Raw genomic sequence first — 26,465 nt, 5'->3', positions numbered from 1 at the left:
GAGAGACAACTTTATATTTTAAAATTGTCTCTTTTGTCTTTGTTTTATATTCTCTTTTCTTATAATAGTTTTGCTCAAGATAGCATTCCAGAAGCCAAAGATTTAACTGAAGAAAAAGAATTAAAATTTCAACAATTTTTTTTTAAAGCTTTATCTCATAAATCAATTGGAAACTATCAAAAAGCTCTTGAAAATTTAGAGAGTTGTAATCAGATTTTAGCTAATGATGCCTCTGTTTTTTTTGAGTTTTCAAAAAACTACCTTCAGTTAAATAAAACAGTACTTGCAAAAGAATACATTAATAGAGCTTTGCAGAAAAACCCAAATAATATTTGGATGCAAAAGCATTTAATTAAAATTCATATTAAAAGAAGAGATTTTGGAGATGCGATAAAGGTTCAACAAAGATTGGTGCTTAAAAATTCTAAAGAAAGAGAATTTTTACTTAGGTTATATTTGCAAAATAGAGATTATAAAAAAGCAATTTCTTTAATGGATGATATGGAAACAGAAAATGTACTTCCAATAAATTTTAAAAGGATAAAAAAAAGTTTAGAAAAAAGAAAAGGAAAATCAGTATCAGAAGAAAAAACAGAAGATACAACTCCATTAATAGATCAATTTAAAACAAATAAATCTTACCCTATTTTAAAACAAATTTTAAAGAATTCAGCCAATAATATCAAAGAATTATTAAAATATGCTACTATAGGAATTGAGCTTTTTCCCGCTCAACCCTATGTTTATTTGATGAAAGCAAAAGCATTAAATTATCAGAAAAAATATAAAAAAGCGTTAACTACTTTAAAAAATGGTATTGATTTTGTAGTTGAGGACAAAATGGAAGGAGATTTTTATAAAGAAATGATAAAGTCTTATAAAAGTTTAGGAAATAGTAAAGAAGAAAAAAAGTATCAAGAAAAGTTTAAAAAACTAAAGATCTAATACATGAGGTTTGTAAAATATTTCATTGTTTTTTTTATTGTTTTTGCTTCCTGTAAAACCAAAAGAAATGTAATGAGCTCTGGTAGTATTGCTAAAGAAATGTCTGCAAAAAAAGTAGCAAGAAAACATATAGCTTCTAATTTTGATAAAAAAACGGTAAATGCCAAATTAAAAGCTAATTTTAATAATGGAAAGCTAAAACAGAGTATTTCTGTTAGCTTAAGAATGAAAAAGGATGAGATTATTTGGTTAAAAGGAACCAAATTTATTACGATTTTTAAAGCTAAAATTACACCAACATCTGTGAGTTATTACTCTCCTTATGCTAAGAACTATTTTGAAGGTGATTTTACCATGTTAAAAAAACTATTGGGTACAGATATTAATTTTAATCAGCTCCAAAATTTATTATTAGGTCAATCTTTATTAAATGTAAAAGAAGTAAAACAAAATGTTACTATTGCTGATAACTCGTATATTTTGTCTCCTGAGAAACAAGCAAAATTATTTAATATTTTCTTCACCATAAATCCCTCGCACTTCAAATTAGATAAACAATCTATAGTGGATGCAGAAAAAAATAAACGTTTAGATATTATTTATCCTTCTTATGATGTAGTCGATAATACTATTTTTCCATCAGAAATTAAAATAAAAGCGAAGCAACCGAATAAATTTACTAATATTGATTTTATTCTTAAGTCTGTTGTGTTTGATACTAATTTTGACACGAATTTTTCTATACCCAAAGGATATAAACAAATTAAGCTGTAATGACAAATAAAAGTTTTTACATATTAATTTTATTTTTATCAATTGGTTTTTTTTCTATTTCTGCACAAACCAGAAAGCAATTAGAAGCACAACGTAAAAAATTGAATTTAGAAATGAAGCAGGTAAATAACTTGCTTTTTAATGAGAAGAAGAAAGAAAAAAACGCTCTCGAAGATTTAAAAGACATTAATAAGAAGATTAATGTTAGAGTTAAATTAATTGCCACAATTAATTCTGAGGCTACTATATTATCTAAAGAAATTTTAAATAATGAAACTAAAATTAAAAATTTAGGTAAAAAGTTAGCAGATTTAAAAAAAGATTATGCAGATATGATTTTTAAATCTTACAAGAGCAAGTCTCAACAAAGTAAAACAATGTTTTTGTTGTCTTCTCAGAATTTTTATCAAGCCTATAAACGATTGGAGTATATGAAACAGTATACTAAATTTCGTAAAAAACAAGGAGAAGAAATTGTTTTACAAACCAATATCATTCAAAAATTAAATGACTCATTATTGTATCAAAAGAGAGTAAAAGATACTTTAATTTTATCGGAAAAAAAGCAAAAAGCAGAAATAGAAACCGATAAGAAAAAGCAGGAAAAGTTAATTTCTACTATAAAAAAGAAGGAGAATAAATACAAAAAAGAACTTCAGAACAAAGTGAAGGCCGAGAAAAAATTAACGGCCAGAATAGATAAATTGATTAGAGCAGAAATTGCGAGAGCAAATAGAATAGCAAGAACAAAACTAAAATCGAAATCATCTAAAAAGAATGAGTTTTTATTGAGTCCAGAAGCCAAAGCTTTGGCTGCAAAATTTGAATTGAATAAAGGTAAATTGCCTTGGCCAGTGGAAGAAGGTTTAGTAGTAAGACGTTTTGGTAAACAACCACATCCTACATTTCCAGGAATAACAATTAATGGCACAGGTTTGCATATTGTTACAAAAAAAGGAAACAATGCTTTAGCAATTTTTAAGGGAATAGTATTGAATGTTATGGTAAGTTCTGAAGGAAGGAAAAATGTATTAATTCAACATGGAAATTATATATCTTCTTATAATAATTTAGAAGAAACAAATGTTAAAAAAGGAGATAATATAAAAACAGGTCAAAGATTAGGTGAAATATTTACAGACAAAATATCAAACAAAACAAAACTTATTTTTGTGTTATTTAAAAACACAACCCGATTAAATCCAGCCTCTTGGATGTTAAAAAGATAAGTTTATTTAAATCTTATCATTTTTTGTAAAATTTGAGAATTTGGCAAACTAATATAATCTCCTTTTTTAGTTTGTAAAGTGATAAAAAAAGCACCAATATCTTTAATTTCACCAACAATATCGTTGTCTTTTTCCATAATAGTTATGGTGTCACCAATTTTTACAGGATAATTTACAAATAAAATTACACCAGCGGTGATATTAGAAAGAATAGACCACTGTGCAAAAAAAGCAATTCCAAGAACTGTTAAAAAAGAAGAAACAAATAATAGAAATTGCTCATCGCTTACCCCCCAAATAAATGCAATTATGGTAATTGCAGTTACATAAAGTAAAATGGTAATAATTTTATTAATTGCTACAATTCTCGATTTTTGAAAACCAAACTTTATACGAATTTTTCGAAGAGAACTAGAAATAATTAAACGAACTAAAAATGCAACAACTAATATTGCAATTGAATAAATTAATTTATGATTGTCTATTTCCATACTTGTAAATTTAACTAAATAATGCTTTTAAGGCAGTAGCATCATTTGGATTTAATTTCCCGGCTAAGACCAAACTTAATTGTTTTCTTCTTAGAGCTCCATCAAAACGTTCTTTTTCTAAATCTGTTTCTGGTATTATTTGAGGAATCACAACTGGTTTTCCGGTTTCATCAACAGCAACAAAAGTGTAAATTCCTTCGTTTACTTTTGTTCTTAAACCTGATTGCCTGTCCTCAATCCAAACATCTACATAAATTTCCATAGAAGATTTAAAAGCTCTTGATACTTTTGCTTCTATAGTTACAACGCTTCCAACAGGAGTGGCTTTGTTAAATGCGACATGGTTTACAGAAGCAGTAACTACAATTCTTCTAGAGTGTCTTCTTGCAGCAATACTACAAGCTCTATCCATTCTTGCTAATAATTCACCACCAAAAAGGTTGTCTAAATAATTGGTTTCGCCAGGTAAAACTAAATCTGTTAGTACCGTTAAAGATTCTTTAGGGGTTTTTGCTTCCATAAAAAAATATTTTTACAAAGATAAGCATCACTCATTATAAAAGTAATATGTAACTACAGAAAGAAAGAAAAATTAGTCTAATTTCTTAATCAGTAACCAAGCATCTTCAGAAACAGTATCTTGAATTCTATACAAGTTGTTGGTTGCATCTCTTCTATTGGAGTAACTATTAAAAGTTACTTGAGTTAATCCCCATTTGTTTACTCCAATTATTTTAGCATCGAAACCCTTTGCTCTTAACTGCTTTACTTTTTTTTCAGCATTTTCTTTAAACTGAAAAGCCCCAGCAATTATATGAAAAGGTTTTTGTGGTGCTTTAGTAACATTTAAGTTGATTGTAGGTAAAGGATTAGAAATAACAAAAGTTGCTGTTTGAATTTTTTTCTCTAAGGCTTTTTCTTGTTCTGCTAAAACTTTTTTGTGTTGATTATTTTGATAGCCATTATAGCCAACGAAACTTAATGTTAATAAAATTGCAGCAGTGGCAGCATATTTTATAAATACAGGAATTCCTTTTTTGTCTTCTTTTTGAACAGCAGGAATTAAAGGTTTTACTTCTTGTTTATATCTAGATACTTCTGAAGAGTTAAAAGATGTTAAACCAAATGATTCAGTTAAATAATTAACTTTAGAATTTGGATCAAAAATGATTTGTTTTTCTTCGTTCAAGGATAAACTTCCTAAATTATCAATTAGAATGGTGTTAGATTGAATTTCGTTTTTCCATTTTATAACTGACAAAGATATAGCGGTAGAAGCCTTTTCAAAAGAAATGTTTTCTGAAGAGGCAATATAATTGGCTAATAAACCATCGTTATGTTTTAGATGACTGTTAAATGAAATCTGTTTAGTAGGTGGATAAAAGGTATGAGATGAGTTATCTAATTTTGCACCAACTCTATTGGTTACAAAACCTCCAAAGTCAGGTACAATTACACAGTCATATCTGTATAATAAATCGTTTATGTAATTCGCTATTGTCATTATAACAAAATTAAAAAAATAGCAATACCATTTTAAATAATTGTAAATAATTTATTCACAATTTAAGTTTTACTTTTAAAGAATTAAAAATCATTATTTTAGCTAAATAATAATTTCTATGAAAAGGTATTTTATATTTTTCTTACTGTTATGGAATGTTACTTTACATTCTCAAACTATAGAAGAAAACACTGTTATTCAAGAAAAATTAGAAGCATTAAAAAAAACAAAATACGATTCTACTAGAAGTATTTTGTATAACCAATTATCTCAAAAATCAGGTTTACTAAAATTAACAGAAAATCAAGAAAAATATGCAGACTCTGCTGTTTTTTATGCTGAAAAATCTAAGGTTCCTAAATTAATTATCAGAAGTTTTACATCTAAAATTAATGCAGCTATTGTAAAACAAGATACAACAACTGTGTATTATTTTTTTAGAAAAGGATTAAAGTTAGCTAAAGAGAAAAATATTTCTAAGCTTAATAATGATTTTCTGAAATTTAAAATCAGAGAAATTTATTATAGCATTCGTCAAGGAAAAATTTCATCAGAAAAAGGATTGTTAGAATTTAAAAATCTTTATGAAGAGATTAAAACAACTCAGAAATATGATATAATTACAGAGTTAGTAGGTAGAATTTCGTTATTACATAGAAATAGAAAAGAGTTAGGAAAAGCATTAAATTATAATAACCTAGAAATTAAATATGCTAAAAAAAGCAATAATTCAAAAGAGGTTGCCTCAGCAAAAATTACAGAATTAGATATTTCTTATCAACTAATTCCAAGACCAATAAAGTCTAAAGATGTTATTCCATTAATAAAAAAAGCTAAAGAAGCTGAAATTTATATGATAGAGAATGATATTTTAGATATTTTACCCTTCGCAAAATTATATCTAGCAAAGTTTTACATTCACGAAACGAGTTATAAAAAAGGAGAAAATGTTTTAAATTCTATTAGTGATAGTTTGAATGCAAGAATCGTTTTTTCAAAATATGAACAACTTTGTGAAATAGCAAAATCTACTAATAATCTTACTTCATATCGATTATATTCTTTAAAATTTAAACCCGTAGCTTATAAAACCAAAAGATCTTTTGTGGCTTTAAATGTACATAATTACTTGTTAGATTATTTTACCAAGAGTAATCAAAAAGATTCAGCAGTTTTTTATGCAGAAAAATTAGAAAATAATTTGCAACAAGTAGATACTACTCAGTTTTTAGATTATGTGTATTTTAGTTATGATGCACTTTCTAATCACTACATAGACATTGATAAAAATAAAAGTATCAAATACAAAACCTATGCAAACAGAATTACACAGCAAATAATTGCTAATCAAAAAGAGGCATTTGTAAATATTATTAAATATAGAGAAGAGGTAGAAAGTCTTCAAGAAAAAAATTCAACTTTAAGTGCTACACTTTCAGTAATTAAAAATAATTTGTTTTCAATTATTGCTATTTCATTCATTTTATTAGCCTTTCTATTTTATTACTTTAAAGCATATAAAAAGAGTGATAAAAAATCGAAAATAATTGAAGAGGAAAAAGAAGAAATTATAAAGAAAGTTGAAAGGAAAAACATCATTTTAAGTAATAAGCAAAAAATTTATTTAGATGATATTAAATATATAAAAGCAGAAAGAAATTATGTTGAGTATTATTATAAAGATAAAAAAATGTTAGATAGAAATCATTTAAAAAATGTTTTAGAGCAATTGCCTCCAAATTTCATCAAAACACATCGATCTTATATTATAAATAAAAATTTTATTAAGGTAATAAATAGCAATTCAGTTATTTTAGAACCCAATATAGAAATTCCTGTCTCTAGAACTTTTAAAACTAATTTAAAGGTGTAATTGTAATTCGTACTCAAATACTTGTCATTCGTCCCAAGAACCTTATTTTATTAAGTTTTTCAAATACTTTTAATGAAAAACCATTAAATTATGAAAACACAATTACACACATTCGTATTATTATTTTTAACAATTTATGCATTTTCTCAAGATCAAATTGGTGCAAAAATTGTTTTTTCTGAAGCAAAAGCAAATTTTGGTCAAAAAGCATCTATTAATAATAATGGAGATTATTTAATATCTTCTGCTCCATATCAATATAGTGGAGATCAAAAAGGATTTGCAAGAATTTATAACCTACAAAACAACAATTGGGTAAAATTAGGAAACGATTTGCTAGGAAATTCTGATGGCGATACTTTTGGAGTTGCAGTTGCAATGAATGAAGTAGGAAATACAGTTGCAGTTGGAGCTACGCAATTGGGTGATGGGAATTATACAGGCCCAGGTTATGTAAAAGTATTTAAATTTTCATCAGGACAATATGTTCAAATAGGAAATGATATTGTAGGAGAAACTAATGGAGATACTTTTGGAGGAAGAATTGCTATTAACGGTGATGGAACAAAAATTATTGTTGGAGCTATTTTTAATGATGCTAATACTGGTAATCAATTTGCTAGTAATGGTCATATTAGAATGTATAGTTTCGATGGTACAAATTGGAACCAAATGGGTAGTGAAATTGATGGTGATATGGCTAACGATAATTTTGGTGATTCAGTAGATATTAGTAAAGACGGAAATAGAATAGTAGCTAGTGGATCAGGATTTGATTCTGGTGGAGTTAACAAAGGTTTAGTAAGAGTCTTCGACTTTGTAAGCGGAGGTTGGAATAAAGTAGGTTCTGATATTATTGGAGCTTCAGATAATGATAGATTAACAAATGTTAGTATAAATGATGATGGAAACAGAATATCTTTTAAAGTAAAAGGAGTTGTTAAAGTATATGAATTTAACGGAACGCAATGGATGCAATTAGGGAATGATATTACTGGAATGAATAGTGATATTTTGACGTCTAATTTAGATAATACGGGAAACTTAGTCTCAGTCGCTTCAAGAGTAGCGGATAACAACAAAGGTTATATTCAATTGTATAAATACAATAATGGTTCTTGGACTCAGGTTGGAACTACTATTACTGGAGATGTTTCTGGTGATAATATAGGATCTTCTGTAGAAGTTAAAAATGGAAATTTAGTAGCTGGAGCTTCAGATTTTAATTTAAGTACAGAAGACTTTGGGGGTGTTAGAGCGTATAGTTTTAACTCAGTCTTGTCTATAGATGATAAATTTATGGCTAAAGTCAATTTATATCCAAATCCTGCTTCTGATCAAATTACTATAAGCGGAATTCAAATAAAAAATGTTGCTTTATATAATTTAAAAGGACAAAATATATTGAATTCACAACAAGAAACCATTTCTTTAAAGGGAATTTCTAAAGGAATGTATCTTTTAAAAATTACCAATTTAAAAAATAGAATTATACATAAAAAAATTATCGTAAACTAAATTTCCCTCAACTAAAAATTCTTTTATCAAAACGATAATGGTTCAGTAAGTAGCTTTTCAAAAAAAATATTCTTTTAACTTTTGTATCTTGTAAGCAATTGCTACAAGATGAAAGAAGAAAAGTTACTTGCTGTTTTAAGACTGCAAAAATGTAAAGCTATTGGTGATATTTTAGCCAAAAAACTTATTGTTAACATAGGTGATGTTGAGCAGGTTTTTAAAGAAAAACTTGCTATTTTATCAAAAATAAATGGAATAGGTTCACACGTTTTAAAAAATCTTTTTGATACTAAAAACATACAATTAGCCGAAAAAGAATTAAAGTATATTCAAGATAAAAAAATTGCTTTTTCTTATTTTTTAGAAGATGATTATCCTTCAAATCTTCACAACTGTATAGATAGCCCAATTTTGTTGTTTAAAGATGGGGATTTAGATTTTTCAAATAACAAAATTATCTCAATTGTTGGTACAAGAAATGTAAGTTCTTACGGACGTAGTTTTTGCAATGATTTGATTAAAGAATTAGTACAATACAATCCAATAATTGTTAGTGGTTTTGCTTACGGAGTCGATATTTGCGCACACAAAGCTGCCATAGATAACAATTTGCAAACCATTGCTGTTTTAGCACATGGTTTTGAGCAAATTTATCCTAAAGTGCATAAGAAGTATATTCATCAAGTAAATGAAAATGGAGGTTTTTTAACAGAATTTTGGAGTGAAGAAAAACCTTTAAGGGAAAATTTTTTAAAAAGAAATAGAATTGTTGCAGGAATTTCTAAGGCAACAATAATTATAGAATCAGCAGAAAAAGGAGGTTCATTAGTTACTGCAGACATTGCAAATTCTTACAATAGAGATGTATTTGCAGTTCCAGGTAGAACAACTGATTTATATAGTAGAGGGTGCAATAATTTAATAAAAAATAACAAAGCACATTTATTAAATTCTGCATTTGATATTGTAAAGATGTTGAATTGGGACATTCAAGAAAAACCAAAACCCATTCAAAAACAATTATTTGTAGAATTAAATGAAAATGAACAAAAGATTTATAATTTGCTTCATGATAAAGGTGTGCAATTATTAGATGTAATTTCCTTAGAATGTAATATCCCCATTTTTCAATTATCCTCTATTTTATTGAAAATGGAACTTAAGGGAGTTGTAAAACCTTTGCAAGGAAAGATGTTTGAAATAGCCTAAATATCCTTATTTTTGTAGTACACCTATTTTCAAAGAATGCCTACAAATCAAAAGTTAATATCAAAAAAGAAACCTACTTTTCCAATCAGTAAAGAACTTGATACGTTTTTAACCAAATATAAAAGGAGTACAAAAATTAGCATTTTGTACAACGATTTATTACGTTTTCAAGGGTCAGTTTCTGTATATGATAAGAACGATGAAGACACTCTTTGGGTAAGAACATATTATTCTGAGTGGGACAGAAAAGAAATAGATAGAAGCCTTAAAAAAATCTACACCATTTTACATTCTGATGGTAACGATAGTACAATTCCTTTTTTAAATGTAGATGCAATTGATTACTGTACCTTTGGAAACTCAAAGCCTTTTAGAATTAAAATTAGAAATATTTTAAATGATAATTTTACGTATTTCTATATTAAAAAAGCTGATGCTTCGCGTGTTTATGGTTTGGAGCTAGAACATTTATTATCGCCATATAATATCAATTATTTGGTATATAAAGATACATTAATAGAAGAGCATATTTCAGGAATTCCTGGTGATGATTTTATCAATAACATTCTTCCAGAATGTTCGTCTTCAGAAAAATCTCAAATTGCTAAAGAATTTGTAAAGTTTAAAGAACGTTGCATGATTCGGTTATTAGGAGACATGCGTTCTTACAATTATGTTATAACACCTATTCATGATTTTGATAAAATTATTTATAAAATTAGAGCCATAGATTTTGATCAACAATCTTATGAAGGTAGTCTAAAAGTATACAACCTTCAATTTATGAAAGAAAATTTTAAAATTATTGAAATGGTTGGTAGGAAATTACAAAACAGTTCTATTGAACAATATAAAATCGAAGAACGCTCTTTTATTGCTAAAAGAATGATTACAACACCCAATAGAACAGAAATGCTTATCGATTGTATGAAAAAAGATGCAATTTCACGTCCAGAAAATGTTGAGCAACTAAAAAAAGATTTAATTGCTTATGTAGGAGACGTAGAGTTTAAAAAGTGCAAATCAATGGGTGAAGTTTTAGAAACTATTTTAGCATTTGTAAAACGTAATTATTTAGATATTAGAAATAAAGATTTGTTTTAATGTTTTTGTTAAAAAAATGTAGCAAAGTATTAAAAACAGTCTGTTTCTTTATTCTTATAGTAATTTTTGCATCTTGCTTAAAACAAAATTCAAAATACTTTTTTAAAAAATCGTTCTATGTTTTTTACAATATTATTAAAGAAAATCATATTGAAAAAGATAATTTTGATTGGAGTAAAATTGAAAAAAAAGTAACTGATTCCATTCCGGTATTTAAAACCAATATAGATGTTACTAAGGCAATAAATTATGTTTTTTATTTAATTGAAGATGAACATAGTTTTTTTCTTTACGCTAAAAGAAAATCAAAGCATAAATTAAATTTTTTAATAAACGATTCTATTGTAATTCCAAAAATAACTCATAAAGTTATTAGAGATGATATAGGTTATATGAAAATTTTAGGTTTTGCTGCTAATGATAGTTTAAGTTTATTATATTCAAGAAAAATCCAAAAAGCAATTCATTATCTTGATAAAAACAAAGATTTATCGGGTTGGATTATTGATTTAAGAAATAATAAAGGTGGATTAGCAGGTACTATTTCTTTAGGATTATCAGATTTGTATAAAGACTCAATAATTGGTTATTCATTAGAAATAAATGGAAACTATTTGGAACATAAATTGATAAAAGGGGTGTATTCTTATGGCAATCAGAAATTGAAATTAATTGATAAAAACGAATTGAAGAATAAAAATAAACCAATAGTAGTATTAGTTAATCAAAATACTGCGAGTATGGGGGAGTTTGTTGCTGAATCTTTTAAGTTTCAAGAAGGCTCAATAATTATTGGAGAAAAAACTGCAGGCTTAACAACTAATCTTAAATTATATTCTTTTTCTGATAAAACGTTGTTGGGTGTTGCTACTTCTTACATGCTTAATAAGAATAGAGAAAAATTAAAAGATGGAGTAACTCCTGATATTTCATGTTTGTCTAAAGAATCTTTAAAAGTAGCTTCAGATTGGATTAAAAATAGATAAGTTTATCTCTTACTTCTAATACTCTCAATAACAACAGTTAATAAAATTAAACTACCTCCAATAAAAGTATTTTTATGAGGTACTTCATTAATAAAGATATAAGCAATTATAATTCCGAAAATAGGCTGAATACTTCCTATAATACTTGCTGTAGATACTGAGAAATACTGCAGCGAATTAACTAGCATTGTATGCCCTATTGCTGTAGTTAATAATGCAACCAATACTAAAAATGGAAACTGACTTCCAAAATTAGAAATATCACTAATAAACAAAACAGGTAACAGTAAAACGGTAACAATTATTAATTGAAAAAACATAATAGCGCTACTATTGTAGTTGGTTACATTTTTTTTTGTAATTAAATTTCTTAAGGCGTAGCATAATGCTGAAAAAACACCAAATAAAATACCTTTCACTTCATCTTTTTCAATAGAAAAATCAGGAACTAAAAAGTAAACTCCAACCAAAACTAATAGAGCTAATAAAACGTGGATAATATTTAGTTTTTGTTTTGCGAAAAAGGGTTCTAATAAGGCTGTCATTACAGGAAATGTAAACATAGATAGCATACCAATAGCAACATTAGAAAGTTTTAAGGCGTAAAAATAAGTAACCCAATGTGCTCCCATAAAAAAGCCACTAATTAGAAAGGAGATTTTATCTTTTTTTGAGTGAATAGTTAGATTTACTTTTTTAATTCTACAAAACAAATAGATAAAAGTTGCAGCAAATAATGCTCTAAATAAGATTATAGCTTCTGGAGGCATTGCAATATATTTTCCCAAAACTCCAGAAGTGCTAATAAATAGAGTAGCTAAAAGTAAAAATGATAAATTTTTGATATGATTGTTTTCCATAATTTTTTGAGTCATCGCGAACAAAGTAAAGTAATCTCACTAAAAATTAGATTATTTATTAAACTCGCTAAGACATTATATTTTTTGTAGAATTTCTAATGCTTTTTTTATAGTATCTATTTTAATAAAAGTAATGAGTAATCGCAATCCGTTTTTGGTTTGTTTTTCTTTCATAACACAACTTTTACTGTTTTGCTGAACGTATTTTAGCATTCTAGTAAATGCATCTGTTTGATAAAAATCACTTTGTTGGTTAGATACAAAATACCCAATCATTCTTTTTTGTTTTAAAATGATTTTTTCTAAGCCTAATATTTTAGCTAACCATTTTATACGAACAGAATCTAATAAATCTTCGACTTGTGTTGGAATTTCCCCAAATCTATCAACAATTTCAGTTTCAAATTTCATCAACTTTTCTTCTGATTCAATATCTGATAATTTTTCATACAAACTCAAACGTTCCGTTACAGAATTCACATAGTCATCGGGAAATAAAATTTCAAAATCAGTATCAATCTGCACCTCTTTTACAAATTCTTTAGGTTTAGATTTGTCAGTTTTATACAGCTCTTTAAACTCACTTTCCTTAAGTTCTTCAATAGCTTCTTGTAATATTTTTTGATAGGTGTCAAACCCAATATCATTAATAAATCCACTTTGTTCACCACCTAATAAATCACCTGCTCCACGAATTTCTAAATCTTTCATGGCAATATTAATTCCACTACCTAAATCAGAAAACAACTCTAATGCTTGAATACGTTTACGAGCATCATCAGTCATCATATGATAAGGAGGAGTTATGAAGTAACAAAATGCTTTTTTGTTGGAACGTCCAACTCTACCCCGCATTTGATGTAAATCACTCAAACCAAAATTATTTGCATTGTTAATGAAAATAGTGTTGGCATTTGGCACATCTAATCCACTTTCTATAATAGTTGTAGATACTAAAACATCAAACTCGTTGTTCATGAAAGAAAGCATTAATTCTTCTAATTTTTTGCCTTCCATTTGCCCATGACCAATCCCAATTTTTGCTGATGGAATTAATCTTTGTAATAAGCCAGCTACTTCCTTGATGTTTTCGATTCTATTATGAATAAAAAATACTTGTCCACCTCTTGAAATTTCATAAGAAATGGCATCTCTAATAGTTTCTTCAGAAAAGCGAATTACATTACTTTCTATAGGATGTCTGTTTGGTGGAGGGGTTTTGATAACTGATAAATCTCTTGCAGCCATCAAACTAAATTGTAAAGTTCTTGGAATTGGAGTCGCAGTTAATGTAAGTGTATCAACATTTTCTTTTAAAGTTTTGAGTTTATCTTTTACAGCAACACCAAATTTTTGCTCTTCATCAATTATTAATAAACCTAAATCTTTAAATTTTATTCGTTGATTTGTCAATTGATGTGTGCCAATAATAATATCTACACTACCATCATTTACACCATCAATTGCAGCTGTTTTTTGTTTTGCTGTTCTAAAACGGTTTAAATAATCAATCTTGATTGGAAAGTTTTTTAACCTTTCTGAAAAAGTTTTGTAATGTTGAAAAGCAAGTATAGTTGTAGGAACCAAAATAGCTACTTGTTTGCCATTGTCAACAGCTTTAAAAGCAGCTCTAACAGCTACTTCAGTTTTACCAAAACCAACATCACCGCAAACCAACCTATCCATAGGTTGTTCTTTTTCCATATCTATTTTCACATCTTGTGTGGCAGTATACTGATCTGGAGTATCTTCGTACATAAAACTACCTTCCAATTCATGTTGCATATGTGTGTCTGGACCAAATGAAAATCCTTTTTGTAATTTTCTTTTAGCATACAATTGAATTAAATTAAACGCAATATGTTTAACTCTAGCTTTGGTTTTTTGTTTGATTTTTTTCCAAGCTCCAGAACCCAATTTGTATATTTTAGGAGGTTTCCCATCTTTGCCATTGAACTTGGAGATTTTATGTAAAGAGTGAATGCTTACGTATAAAATATCACGTTCACCATAAACTAATTTTATGGCTTCTTGTTTCTTGCCTTGAACGTCAATTTTTTGCAAACCACCAAACTTTCCAATTCCATGATCCATGTGCGTTACATAATCTCCAATTTCAAGTTTGTTAAGTTCTTGCAGTGTAATGGCTTGTTTTTTTGCATATCCATTTTTTAATCGAAATTTATGATAGCGTTCAAATATTTGATGATCTGTATAACAAACTAATTTTGTGTTTACATCTACAAAACCTTGGTATAAAGGAAATACTAGAGTTTTAAAATGAACTTTTTGTTCAGCATCATCAAAGATATCATGAAAGCGTTTGGCTTGTTGATCGTTTGCACAAAAAATATAGTTGGTAAATCCAGCTTTGTGATGTTCGTTCAAATCATCAATCAATAAATTAAATTGTTTGTTGAATGATGGTTGGGGCTTTACGTTAAAACTAATTGAATGAAGTTCAGAAGAAAGTTCAGAATGGCGAGTACTTCCAAAACCAACTAACGTAAAATTTTGTATTTGCTGTTTTATATAATCGCCATTACAAAACAATTCATTAGGCTTTGCATGTTTAATTTCTTTGGATAAATCTTTAAAAGCATCTTCAGCTTTTTTGTAAAATTTATCTAACTTACCAGCTAATAAATCTATATTTTTTGCAAAAATGATTGTTTTAGAAGAAATGTATTTGATAAAGCTTTCACGATTTTCTTGCAATGTTTTATTTTCAACATTGGGCATAATCGAAACTTTTTTCAGTTTCTCTTTTGATAATTGTGTTTCTACATCGAAAGTTCTAATGCTATCTATTTCATCGCCAAAAAATTCAATTCTGTAAGGTTCATCATTAGAAAAAGAAAATACGTCTATAATTCCGCCTCTTACAGAAAAATCACCGGGTTCTGTAACAAAATCAACACGTTTAAATTTGTATTCAAACAAAACTTCATTTACAAAATCAAGCGACAAGTTCTCACCAACTGTAACTTTTAAAGTGTTTTTTTCTAACTCTTTTTTTGTGACTACTTTTTCAAATAAAGCAGTAGGATACGTAACAATGATGGCAGGTTTTTTTCGAGAATTAATTCTGTTTAAAACCTCTGATCTTAATAAAACATTGGCGTTATCTGTTTCTTCTATTTGATATGGTCTTCTATAAGAACCTGGATAAAAAAGTACATTTTTATCGCCTAAAAGTTGTTCTAAATCATTTAGGTAATATGCTGCTTCTTCTTTATCGTTAAGTATAAAAAGGTAGGGTTTGTCGGTTTTTTTAAAAGTTTCGGCAATTACAAAAGACAATGAGGATCCAACCAAATTCGAAATTTGAAAATGGTTTTTCTCTTGTTGAAGTTGTTTAATAATCTGCAAAACATCTGCAGATTTTTGGTATTGATTTACAACATTCTGTTTACTCAACTTTTTAAGTTTTTTGCAAATGTAAATCTTAACACAGAAAAAACGATTATATATTTTGATTTCTTTAAGAATACAATATATTTGCTTTTCGACAGTTTTAATATTGTTAAACCTTACCCCCTAGCAACAATGAAAAGAAATCGTACTCTTTTAGTAATCTTTTTCTTTGTTTTTTGTGTTAATCTATTTTCACAAAATCAAGAAAAAAAATGGATTCTAGCCTTTGGGTCTGCATCTGTACTTTATTCTTCAGAAAATTCTTCTGCAGTTGGAGTTAGGTATTTAGAATTATTTCCAAGAGTTGCCGTTGGAAGATATATGTTTAAAAACGTAACTTTTGTAGGAAGTATTTCTTCATCTAATGGAGCTACTCAAAAATACATAACTTTTGATGGAGAAGCCAGATATGATTTTGGTACTTCAGGAAATAGGATATCACCTTACATTTCAGTCGGTGGTAGCTTTATTGCTGCAAAACACCTAACCCCAACTATTAATCTAGGAGCAGGAGGTACACTTTGGATTTCTGATAAATTTGGATTAACTGGGCAGATATTATTTAAACTTAGTGAAACTAAATTTTCCAGTCAACGTTCTCATAATTTCGGAACAGCTGGCTTAGTGTATAGGTTTTCTCTCTCAAAAAACAATGAAAGTTCATCTGGTAGAAGTAAAATAAGAACTTCTAAAAGAAAACGTCTTTGGAATTCTAAAAATTAATTTCACTTCTTTTTTTTTAATTAAAAAACAACATATTTTAGTCCTATAAAGCCTCGGATGCCCTGGTTTGATGCATAAACATAAGTTGGGTCAAAAGTTAAAGCATTTGGATTGTTTGGTGTTGCTATTACTTGTCCGTTTGTGTCAAAAACTACTTGTTTATCAAAAGGGTCAAAAGAACGTGCAATACTATTTGCTTCGGGAGTAAAATTTAATAAGTTTTTAACACCTCCATAAATTTCCCAAGAATTACTAAATTTTTTAGATAGTTGAATGTTTTGAATGCTAAACCAAGGAGATTGAGGAGATCTTGGGTCTGTGTTACTTAATAGGGGTAATCGCATTGGTCCGTATATATTTCCTGTGTAATCGATTTTAAAGTTATTATTAAATTTGTAAGAAATAGACCAGACCCCGCTAAAACTCTCTGTTAAGGGTTGTCTTGTTTTTATTCCATTTTCTGTGATAGAAACATCCATTAAAGTTGCACCTGCATTAATGGCTAATCCATTTAAAAATATAATGTCCGTATTTAAAGAGATACCCTTAGAGACTGAATGTCCATCTAAATTAGCATAAATAATTTTATTTGGGTCAGAATCATAATCTGGTAAAATCCTATTATCAAAATAGGTGTAAAATATGCTTGCATCTAAAGTGATTATTGAGTTATTTGGATATAATTTTTTAACATAATTTACATTTATATTCCAAGATGTTTCTGGATTCAGCTCACCATCAAACTCAACTTCTCTTGCTCCAGTTAAAGCAGCGTGATCTTCTGTAAAAACATTGGCTACTCTAAACCCATTACCAACACTTAATCTAAAAATATCTGAATTATCAATAGAACTCCATTTGTAATTTACTCTTGGTGAGAAAATGCTTCCGTGCAAACTATTATAATCCCATCTTGCCCCTAGAAGTAATTTGTTGTTTTTATTTAAGCTGATTTCATCTTGAAAGAAAACTCCAGGCAAATGTGTAATTGAAGGTTGATTTTCTAATCCTTTAGTGTCTTTTGTAGCAAAAGTATTATCATCATAAAATGTATATCTGTAGGCTAGACCTAAAGTAAAATCGTGATTTTCTTTAATTTGTTTGTTAAAAATGAATTGCCCAAAACCAATAAATTGATCGGCATCATAAACATCGGTTCCGTAAACCGAATTTTGATGATGTCCGTTTGCACTAAACTGAAAATTTATACTTTCTGAGGTTGGTAATTGATAGGTTCCAAAAGTTTCCCAACGATTTGTATAGATGCTCTCTCCGTAAATAATATCTGTTCCTCTAAATTCTCTTCCCCAGTCGGTTTCCCCTCCCCATCTGTCTTCATAAACATATCTTCCAGCAACTGTAAATGTTTTTCCACTTTTTCTTTTAATATCAATCTTATTAAAAATTGATATTCTATTTTGCAATGTTAAGTCTGTAAAACCATCATTATTGTTGTCAATTCTATTCTGAAAATTAAAATAATTTATACCTAGCAAACCTTGAGTTTTTTCTGATAAATTATAACGTAAACCAATATCTGCATTTACTTCTCCCCAAGAACTACTAAAAGTATCTGTTGCTAATGCTGGTGAATTTGAAGGTTTTTTAGTGATGATATTAATAATTCCACCTACAGCTTCAGAGCCGTATAAAGTAGATGCTGGACCTTTAACAACTTCAACTCTTTCAATTAATGCTTGCGGAATTCCAGTTAAACCATAAACTGTAGAAAGTCCACTAACAATTGGCATTCCATCAATTAAAACAAATGTATAAGGGCCTTCTAAACCATTAATATGAATATCACCAGTATTACAAACGTTACAATTTAATTGTGGACGAACACCGTTTACATTTTGCAAAGATTCAAATATTGATGGTGTAGGATTTTTCTCAAAAAATGTTTTACTATACACCTCTATTGGCACTGGACTATTAGATTTAGTAACAGGTTTTAAAGTGCCAGAAATCACAATTTCATCTAAAGAATTACTCTCGTTTAAAGTAAAACTTCTTTTGATAGTTTTTCCGCCAAAAAAAGAAATTCTCACCGATTTTGGTTTAAAACCAATAGAACTTATAACCAATGTATATTTACCATCAGGTATATTTTTAAGTTGATAAAAACCGTTGTTATTAGTTGAGGTTCCTAATTTAGTTTTCTTTAAGTAGACGTTTACAAATGGAAGCGGTTCTCCTTTATTGGTAATTATTCCAGAAATACTATTTTGAGCGAAAATAGAATTCATCCCAATGCATAAAATACAAATTATTTTAAAAAACGATTTCATTTTTTATTAAATTTTCGACAAATATAATTTAATTTTTAGACTTGTCTAAAAATATATTTTGATTTAAATAAAAAGTTTATCTTTGTTGTCTAAAAATATTTAGGATGTTTACACTTTCTGAAGAAAATTATTTAAAAGCAATTTATCATTTAGAACTTGGTGCGGACAAAGGCATCAGTACAAATGCTATTGCAGAACAATTGGAAACAAAAGCTTCCTCTGTTACAGATATGATTAAAAAATTATCTGATAAGAAAGTAGTGGTTTATAAGAAATACAAAGGTGTAAAACTAACAGATTTAGGTAAAAAAATAGCTGCAAATATTGTTCGTAAACATCGTTTGTGGGAGGTTTTTTTAGTAGAAAAACTTAATTTTTCTTGGGATGAAGTACACGATGTTGCAGAACAATTAGAGCATATAAAATCACCTAAACTAATCAATCAATTGGATGCTTTGTTGGGTTTCCCTACTCATGATCCTCATGGTGATCCAATTCCTGATGAGAATGGGAATTTAAAAATAATTGATAAAAGCCTACTATCTGCATTACAAAAAAACGAAAGTGGAATATGTGTAGGAGTAGATGACTCTTCTTCAGGGTTTTTACAATTTTTAGATAAAAAAGATATTGTTTTAGGGAAAATAATAACCGTTTTAGAAAAAGAAGATTTTGACAATTCTTTAGCTATTCAGATTGATGGTAAGAAGCTATCAATATCAAATAAAATCGCAAATAATTTATATATAAAAAAGGTATGAGCACATTCGACCAATTAGTTGAGTTTGGAAAAGATCATCCAATTCAAGCTGCATTATATGCATCACTTTTTACTTGGGGATTGACAGCTGCAGGAGCTGCTTTGGTTTTTTTCTTTAAGAAAGCCAATAGAGCCGTTTTAGACGGAATGTTAGGTTTTACAGGAGGAGTTATGGTAGCTGCCAGTTTTTGGAGTTTACTAGCTCCAGCTATAGAAAATAGTCCAGGAGAAGGTTTTGTAAAAGTTTTGCCATCTGCAATTGGTTTTGCATTAGGTGCTTTATCTCTTTTTGGAATGGATAAAATATTGCCTCATTTGCATATCAATTTTAAAGAAACAGAAAAAGAAGGAGTTAAAACAGAATGGCATAGATCTACACTATTAGTTTTAGCCATTACATTACATAATATTCCTGAAGGTTTAGCAGTAGGTGTTTTATTTGGAGCAGCTTCTACCTTAGTTGGTGTAGAGCAAACAGAAATGATTATAGCTGCAATTTCTTTAGCAATTGGTATTGGAATTCAGAATTTTCCAGAAGGTTTTGCAGTAGCAATGCCTTTAAGAAGACAAGGTGTAAGTCGTTTAAAAAGCTTTTGGTTTGGACAATTGTCTGCAGTGGTAGAGCCAATTGCTGCGGTTTTAGGGGCTTTGGCAGTTTCATTTTTTACACCAATTTTACCTTACGCATTAGCATTTGCAGCTGGAGCAATGATTTTTGTTGTTATTGAAGAGGTCGTACCAGAAACACAAAGAGATAAATATACAGATATTGCAACTCTCGGTTTTATTGGCGGATTTATTGTAATGATGTCTTTAGATGTTGGATTGGGTTAGAATCCCATTAAAAATATATTTAAAAGCCAAACATAAACTGTTTGGCTTTTTGTATTTTGCAATAAAAATAGTTCTGTGCAACAACCATCATTTTTTCAAGTATATAATGCTTCTGCTGGTAGTGGTAAAACTTTTACTCTTGTAAAACAGTACCTTAAAGTTTTATTATCTTCTGAAGATATTTTCACATTTCATAAAGTATTGGCAATCACATTTACCAACAAAGCTGCTGGTGAAATGAAAGAACGTGTTTTGCAAAATTTAGAAGATTTTGCTGATGGGAAAGAGAACGATTTATATAAAATTATTATTGATGAAATTGCCATTGATAAAGCCACAATTCAAGAGCGAAGCAAGAAGATTTTAGATGCTATTTTACAAAATTATTCAGCTTTTTCTATTACTACTATTGATAGTTTTACACATAAAATCATCAAAAATTTTGCTTATGATTTAAGGTTGCCACTTAGTTTTGAAGTGGAGATGGATGCAGTTTCCTTATTAAATGGGGCTGTAGATGTATTAATTTCTAAAATAGGTACAGATAAAAAACTCACCAACCTTTTAATCGATTATTCTTTAGATAAAACAGATGATGATAAATCTTGGGATATTGCCAAAGATTTAAATGAATTTGCTAGAATTTTGTTGAATGAAGATGATGTGCAGCATTTCAGAAATTTAGCAGATAAAGAATTGGAAGAGTTTTTTAGTTTAAAGAGTAAATTACAGAAAATCAATTCTCAGATTGAAAAAGAGTTTAAAGATTTTGGAGATAAAGTTTTAGGTTTTATTGATGATAATGGGCTTTCTATAACCGATTTTAGTTATGGAGATTATCCTAAACACTTTCAGAAATATCAAAAATTACGTTTCTTAAAAAATGGAGTCATCAAGTTCGAAGGTCGTTTAAACAATAATATTGAAGCTGATAAAAATTTATACGGAGGAAAAACATCACCTTTAGCAAAAGATACCATTGATGATTTAAAAGAACAATTTTTTCAATATTATTATCAATCTAAAGAATTATTTGATTCGCAATATGCGTTGTATGTGCTCAATAAAATTGCGCTGAAAAGTATCATTCCTTTAGCGGTTTTAAATAATATTAATTCAGAATTAGAAAACATTAAAGAAGATAATAATATTCGGTTAAATGCAGAATTTAATCAGCTTATTTCAGATAATATTAAAGACCAACCTGCACCTTTTATTTATGAGAGAATTGGGCAGCGTTTTCAACATTATTTTATCGATGAAATGCAAGATACTTCTGTGTTGCAATGGCAAAATTTAATTCCGTTAATAGACAATGCTTTGGCACAAGAAAACAGTAATTTATTGTTAGTTGGCGATGGAAAACAAGCGATTTATAGATGGCGTGGAGGAAAAGCAGAACAGTTTATCAACTTAGGTTCAGATATTGAAAATCCTTTTCATATCAGTAAAGAAATTAAGCATTTAGAAACTAATTTCAGAAGTTTTTCTGAGGTTATAAACTTTAATAATTCCTTTTTTCAACATACAGCGAATTTTCTTCAAAATGAATCTTACAAAAAGTTGTTTTTAGAAGGAAATACACAAAAAGAAAATGCTAAAAAAGGCGGATTTGTATCCCTCACTTTTTTAGAAGATGAAAAAGATAAAGAAGAGAAAAAACTGCGATATCCAAAGAAGGTTTTAGAGAAAATAAATCAACTAAAAAAAGATTTTTCTTTAAATGAAATATGTGTGTTAACACGTACTAAAAAAGACGGAATTGCAGTTGCAAATTATTTGTCAGAAAATAATATTGATATTGTTTCTTCAGAAACGTTGCTGTTGCAAAACAATACAAAAGTCAATTTTATTATAAATTTATTACAACTATTACAAAATCCTAGTGATGAAGAAACACGTTTTGAGGTGTTGTATTTTTTACATCAACATTTAAAAATATCAGAAAAGAAACATATTTTCTTAAATCATTTTGCAAAATCGAATACTTTAGAGATAATTGAAGGAGTAAAAAATTATGGAGTTTCTTTTGAGGTTTCCAATTTTCAACAACTACCATTTTATGAGAAAATAGAAGCAATTATTCGAGGCTTTAATTTGGTAAATTCCTCAGATGCTTTTGTGCAATTTTTCTTAGATGTTGTTTTAGAACAACAGAGAAAAGGAACTGACGTTGGTGAGTTTTTGGAGTTTTGGGAGTTGAAAAAAGACAAATTAAGTATTGTTGCTCCAGAAAGCGCTAATGCTGTTCAAGTAATGACCATTCATAAATCGAAAGGACTAGAATTTCCTGTTGTAATTTTTCCTTGTGATGTTGAGATCTACAGGCAAATTAAACCGAAATCTTGGTTAAACGAGTTGCCAGAAACTTATAATGGTTTTAATGAACTGTTAGTAGATTACAGTAAAAGTTTAGAATTGGTAAGTAGTAGAGGTTTAGAAATTTACAATCAACAAAGAGAAGAATTAGAACTTGATAATTTTAATCTTTTATATGTTGCGCTTACAAGAGCTGTAGAGCAGTTGCATATTATCACAGAACATAAAATTTCATCGAAAGGAGAAGAAAACACTAACTTTTATTCGGGTGTTTTTATTAACTATTTAAAAGAACAAAATCTCTGGAAAGATGATGTTTTTGACTATTGTTTTGGAGCTGAAAATAGAATCGGTAAAAAAGAGAACAATAGCTCTGTTGTAGAAATTCATCAGAAATTTATTTCTACACCTTGGCAAGAACACAATATGGTTTTACTAGCTAGTTCTTCTAAATTATGGGATACAGACCAAGGAAAAGCTATTGATTATGGAAATCTTTTACACGAAATGTTTGCAAAAATAAATACTGAAAAAGACATTAACAAAGTTGTTGCGCAATATCATCAGCAGGGTTTTATAGATGATGATCAATTACTATCCATAAAAGAAAAGATTATTCAAGTTGTAAATCATCCTCAATTAAAACAGTATTATCAAAATGATGTCATAATATATAATGAAAGAGAAATTGTTGATGTTGACAATCAAATTATGATTCCTGATAGATTGGTTTTTGCAGATGATTCAGTGTCAATTATAGATTACAAGACAGGAAATCCATCCAAAGAACATCATCAACAAGTATTAAAGTATGAGCGAGTTTTACAATCAATGCATTTAAAAGTTGATAAAAAAATCTTAATTTATATCAATGATAAAATTGGTATTGTTGAGGTATAGTCAGTAAAAAGAAACTTTGTAACTTTGTTTTTCTTAAATCGATAAAAAATGTACGGAAAAATTAAGGATACTTTAAAAAATGAACTTCGAGATATTCAGGAGGCTGGTTTGTATAAGTCCGAAAGAATTATCACATCATCGCAAGATGCAGTCATAAAAATTTCTACAGGAGAAGAGGTTATTAACTTTTGTGCTAATAATTATTTAGGATTGTCTAACAATCCAGAAGTTATTAAAGCAGCAAAAGACACGATGGATTCTCACGGTTTTGGAATGTCTTCAGTGCGTTTTATTTGCGGTACACAAGATATTCATAAACAATTAGAAAAAAAGATTGCAGATTTCTATACCACAGAAGATACCATATTGTATGCCGCAGCTTTTGATGCTAATGGAGGCGTTTTTGAACCCTTACTGACAAAAGAAGATGCTATTATTTCAGACAGTTTAAATCACGCTTCCATTATAGATGGAGTTCGTTTGTGTAAAGCAGCGCGTTATCGTTACAATAATAACGATATGGATTCTTTAGAAGAGCAATTAATTGAGGCGAACAAACAAAACCATCGTTTTAAAATAATTGTTACTGATGGTGTTTTTTCTATGGATGGAATAGTAGCTAAGCTCGATGAAATATGTGATTTAGCAGACAAATATGATGCCTTAGTGATGGTTGATGAATGTCACGCTACAGGTTTTATTGGTAAAACAGGTAGAGGAACTGTGGAGTTAAAAAATGTGATGGATAGAATTGATATTGTGACAGGAACTTTAGGTAAAGCTTTAGGTGGAGCCATGGGTGGTTACACAACAGGAAAAAAAGAAATTATAGAAATTTTACGTCAACGTTCTCGTCCTTATTTGTTTTCTAATTCTTTAGCGCCAGCAATAGTAGGAGCTTCATTAAAAGTTTTCGATTTAATCACAAACGATACTTCACTTCGTGATCAATTAGAATGGAATACCAATTATTTTAGAACAGAAATGGAAAAAGCAGGTTTTGATTTGGTTGGTGCAGATGCAGCAATTGTTCCTGTTATGTTGTATGATGCAAAATTGTCTCAAGTGATGGCAAATAAACTATTAGAAAAAGGAATTTATGTAATTGGCTTCTTTTTTCCTGTGGTTCCAAAAGAAAAAGCAAGAATAAGAGTGCAACTGTCTGCAGCGCATACAAAAGAACATTTAGACAAGGCTATTTCTGCTTTTAAAGAAGTTGGAGAAGAATTAAAAATTATTTAGAATAGATAAAAACTTGCTTTTTTACGAATATTTTGTAGATTTGTCTTTGTAGATACGTTTTAAGAGTTTACTTTTGCGTATAATAATAACGAACTTTTAATTTAAAAATTTGATAATGAAACGATTAAAATTAGCTGTGATAGCTTTGTTTACGTTGGTAACAGTTAGCAACCTAAACGCACAGAATGAAAACAATCCTTGGGCCGTAGGTTTTGGAGTAAATGTTGTAGATTTTTACGATGGAACTTCTTTAACTGATCAAGCGTTAGATTTATTAGGTAGTAAAGACTGGAATATTCTTCCCTCTATATCTAGAATTTCTGCTGAAAAATATATTGAAAAAGGTTTTTCTGTTCAGTTAGCTGGTTCAATTAATAAAATTAAAACCGTAAGTGCAAAAAACGATTCTGATTTTTTATACTGGGCTGTAGATGCAATCGTTAAGTATGATTTGAACAATTTAGTGGGTGAAACTGCTTGGTTTGATCCTTATGTGTACTTAGGAGGAGGTTATACTTCTGCTGACTCAAAAGGTGAAGGAATGCTTAATGGTGGTGTTGGAGCCAATTTTTGGTTCAATGACAATATGGCCGTTAACTTTCAAACAGGAACTAAAAGAGGATTTTCTCAAAACGTACAAGCGCATTACCAAACGACTTTTGGTTTAGTATTTGCTTTTGGAGGAAAAGATACTGATGGTGATGGAGTTTATGATAAAGATGATGCTTGTCCAGAAGTTGCAGGTTTAGAAGAATTTAATGGTTGTCCTGATGCTGATGGAGATGGTGTTAAAGATTCAGATGATGCTTGTCCTAATACTGCAGGATTAGCTTCTATGAATGGTTGTCCAGATTCAGACGGTGATGGAGTTGCTGATAAAGATGATATGTGTCCTAACTCAAAAGGAACTAAAGCTAATAAAGGTTGTCCAGATTCAGATGGAGATGGTGTTGTAGATAAAGATGATAAATGTGCTTCTGTTGCAGGACCAGCTGCAAATGCAGGATGTCCTTGGCCAGATACTGATGGTGACGGAGTTTTAGATAAAGACGATAAATGTCCTAATGTAGCAGGTGTTGCTTCTGAAATGGGTTGTCCAGAGAAAGTAATTACTAAAGAAGCTACAGATGCTATTGCTTTTACAGCTAAATCAATTTTATTTAACTCAGGAAGAGCTTCTTTCAAGCCAGGAGTTACTAAACAATTAGACGCTATAGTTGCTGTAATGAACAAGTATCCTAAAGCTACTTTCGCAATCGAAGGTCATACTGATAGTTCAGGTGGTGCTCCTCTAAACTTAAGATTATCTGAGAAAAGAGCAAACGCTGTTAAAAAGTACTTAGTGAAAAATGGTGTAGATACTACAAGATTAGAAGCTAAAGGTTTTGGTGAAGGATCTCCAGTAGATACTAACAAGACTAGAGCTGGTAGAGCTAACAACAGAAGAGTTGAAATTAAAGTAACGAACTAATCAGTTATTTAAATA

At 29.0% G+C, this 26,465-nt stretch carries 20 protein-coding genes; 14 read left to right on the top strand and 6 right to left on the bottom strand.

What is annotated here, in order from left to right; translation table 11 throughout:
- The first annotated feature begins 33 nt into the window (after positions 1-33).
- The 3 genes from DIS07_RS03845 to DIS07_RS03835 all read left to right on the top strand — a co-directional run bounded on the left by DIS07_RS03845 (position 34) and on the right by DIS07_RS03835 (position 2,948).
- Positions 34-945, top strand: coding sequence for a tetratricopeptide repeat protein (locus tag DIS07_RS03845; protein ID WP_235869087.1), 912 nt, complete (start codon positions 34-36; stop codon positions 943-945).
- A 72-nt stretch (positions 946-1,017) separates the two neighbouring features.
- Complete coding sequence (locus tag DIS07_RS03840) at positions 1,018-1,719, top strand: DUF4292 domain-containing protein (protein WP_235869086.1); 702 nt, start codon at positions 1,018-1,020, stop codon at positions 1,717-1,719.
- Positions 1,719-2,948: a murein hydrolase activator EnvC family protein gene (locus tag DIS07_RS03835; protein ID WP_109403918.1), complete on the top strand. Its 1,230-nt coding sequence runs from the start codon at positions 1,719-1,721 to the stop codon at positions 2,946-2,948. Before DIS07_RS03840 ends, DIS07_RS03835 begins: the two co-directional genes overlap by 1 nt.
- Before the next feature lie 2 nt (positions 2,949-2,950).
- Here the strand turns inward: DIS07_RS03835 and DIS07_RS03830 are convergent, their stop codons facing one another.
- The 3 genes from DIS07_RS03830 to DIS07_RS03820 all read right to left on the bottom strand — a co-directional run bounded on the left by DIS07_RS03830 (position 2,951) and on the right by DIS07_RS03820 (position 4,943).
- Positions 2,951-3,439, bottom strand: coding sequence for a mechanosensitive ion channel domain-containing protein (locus DIS07_RS03830; RefSeq protein WP_109403917.1), 489 nt, complete (start codon positions 3,437-3,439; stop codon positions 2,951-2,953).
- A 10-nt stretch (positions 3,440-3,449) separates the two neighbouring features.
- The gene (locus tag DIS07_RS03825) at positions 3,450-3,959 is read right to left on the bottom strand and encodes an acyl-CoA thioesterase (protein ID WP_109403916.1); all 510 of its coding nucleotides are present in this window, start codon (positions 3,957-3,959) and stop codon (positions 3,450-3,452) included.
- A 72-nt stretch (positions 3,960-4,031) separates the two neighbouring features.
- Entirely contained in the window at positions 4,032-4,943 is a 912-nt protein-coding gene (locus DIS07_RS03820; protein WP_109403915.1) for an HU domain-containing protein, read from the bottom strand.
- Positions 4,944-5,061: 118 nt separating this feature from the next.
- Between DIS07_RS03820 and DIS07_RS03815 the strand changes: the two genes are divergently transcribed.
- The 5 genes from DIS07_RS03815 to DIS07_RS03795 all read left to right on the top strand — a co-directional run bounded on the left by DIS07_RS03815 (position 5,062) and on the right by DIS07_RS03795 (position 11,633).
- Entirely contained in the window at positions 5,062-6,816 is a 1,755-nt protein-coding gene (locus DIS07_RS03815) for a LytR/AlgR family response regulator transcription factor (protein ID WP_109403914.1), read from the top strand.
- A 90-nt stretch (positions 6,817-6,906) separates the two neighbouring features.
- Positions 6,907-8,334, top strand: coding sequence for a T9SS type A sorting domain-containing protein (locus DIS07_RS03810; RefSeq protein WP_109403913.1), 1,428 nt, complete (start codon positions 6,907-6,909; stop codon positions 8,332-8,334).
- Positions 8,335-8,442: 108 nt separating this feature from the next.
- A complete protein-coding gene (gene dprA, locus DIS07_RS03805) occupies positions 8,443-9,543 on the top strand; it encodes a DNA-processing protein DprA (RefSeq protein ID WP_109403912.1) in 1,101 nt (366 codons plus the stop codon).
- 36 nt (positions 9,544-9,579) lie between these two features.
- The gene (locus DIS07_RS03800; RefSeq protein ID WP_109403911.1) at positions 9,580-10,647 is read left to right on the top strand and encodes a hypothetical protein; all 1,068 of its coding nucleotides are present in this window, start codon (positions 9,580-9,582) and stop codon (positions 10,645-10,647) included.
- Positions 10,647-11,633, top strand: a complete 987-nt coding sequence (locus DIS07_RS03795; RefSeq protein WP_109403910.1) for a S41 family peptidase — start codon at positions 10,647-10,649, stop codon at positions 11,631-11,633. Before DIS07_RS03800 ends, DIS07_RS03795 begins: the two co-directional genes overlap by 1 nt.
- A 2-nt stretch (positions 11,634-11,635) precedes the next feature.
- Here DIS07_RS03795 and DIS07_RS03790 read toward each other — a convergent pair whose 3' ends face one another.
- Together DIS07_RS03790 and mfd are read right to left on the bottom strand one after the other, a co-directional pair.
- Positions 11,636-12,493 (bottom strand): DMT family transporter, encoded by an 858-nt coding sequence (locus DIS07_RS03790; protein ID WP_109403909.1) that lies wholly within the window; start codon positions 12,491-12,493, stop codon positions 11,636-11,638.
- A 75-nt stretch (positions 12,494-12,568) separates the two neighbouring features.
- Complete coding sequence (gene mfd / locus DIS07_RS03785) at positions 12,569-15,913, bottom strand: transcription-repair coupling factor (RefSeq protein WP_109403908.1); 3,345 nt, start codon at positions 15,911-15,913, stop codon at positions 12,569-12,571.
- Positions 15,914-16,042: 129 nt separating this feature from the next.
- On the opposite strand from mfd, the gene DIS07_RS03780 reads away from it, so the two are divergent.
- Positions 16,043-16,633, top strand: coding sequence for a hypothetical protein (locus DIS07_RS03780; RefSeq protein WP_146190706.1), 591 nt, complete (start codon positions 16,043-16,045; stop codon positions 16,631-16,633).
- Positions 16,634-16,653: 20 nt separating this feature from the next.
- Here the strand turns inward: DIS07_RS03780 and DIS07_RS03775 are convergent, their stop codons facing one another.
- On the bottom strand, positions 16,654-18,924 hold the full coding sequence (locus DIS07_RS03775; RefSeq protein ID WP_109403906.1) for a TonB-dependent receptor: 2,271 nt from the start codon (positions 18,922-18,924) through the stop codon (positions 16,654-16,656).
- Positions 18,925-19,028: 104 nt separating this feature from the next.
- Here DIS07_RS03775 and DIS07_RS03770 point away from each other — a divergent pair, with 104 nt between their 5' ends.
- The 5 genes from DIS07_RS03770 (at position 19,029) to DIS07_RS03750 (ending at position 26,450) form a co-directional block, all read left to right on the top strand.
- Positions 19,029-19,685, top strand: a complete 657-nt coding sequence (locus tag DIS07_RS03770) for a metal-dependent transcriptional regulator (RefSeq protein ID WP_109403905.1) — start codon at positions 19,029-19,031, stop codon at positions 19,683-19,685.
- Entirely contained in the window at positions 19,682-20,518 is an 837-nt protein-coding gene (locus DIS07_RS03765) for a ZIP family metal transporter (protein ID WP_109403904.1), read from the top strand. The genes DIS07_RS03770 and DIS07_RS03765 overlap by 4 nt, the downstream gene beginning before the upstream one ends.
- A 75-nt stretch (positions 20,519-20,593) precedes the next feature.
- The gene (locus DIS07_RS03760) at positions 20,594-23,737 is read left to right on the top strand and encodes a UvrD-helicase domain-containing protein (protein WP_109403903.1); all 3,144 of its coding nucleotides are present in this window, start codon (positions 20,594-20,596) and stop codon (positions 23,735-23,737) included.
- Between the two features lie 48 nt (positions 23,738-23,785).
- Entirely contained in the window at positions 23,786-24,979 is a 1,194-nt protein-coding gene (kbl, locus tag DIS07_RS03755) for a glycine C-acetyltransferase (RefSeq protein WP_109403902.1), read from the top strand.
- Positions 24,980-25,094: 115 nt separating this feature from the next.
- Positions 25,095-26,450 carry an OmpA family protein gene (locus DIS07_RS03750; protein ID WP_109403901.1) on the top strand — a complete coding sequence of 452 codons (1,356 nt, stop codon included), beginning with the start codon at positions 25,095-25,097 and terminating at the stop codon, positions 26,448-26,450.
- Positions 26,451-26,465: the final 15 nt, after the last annotated feature.

Origin of the sequence: Polaribacter aquimarinus, assembly GCF_003129485.1 — a bacterium.
Taxonomy (GTDB): domain Bacteria; phylum Bacteroidota; class Bacteroidia; order Flavobacteriales; family Flavobacteriaceae; genus Polaribacter; species Polaribacter aquimarinus.
This window is presented reverse-complemented; position numbering and strand designations above follow the sequence as displayed.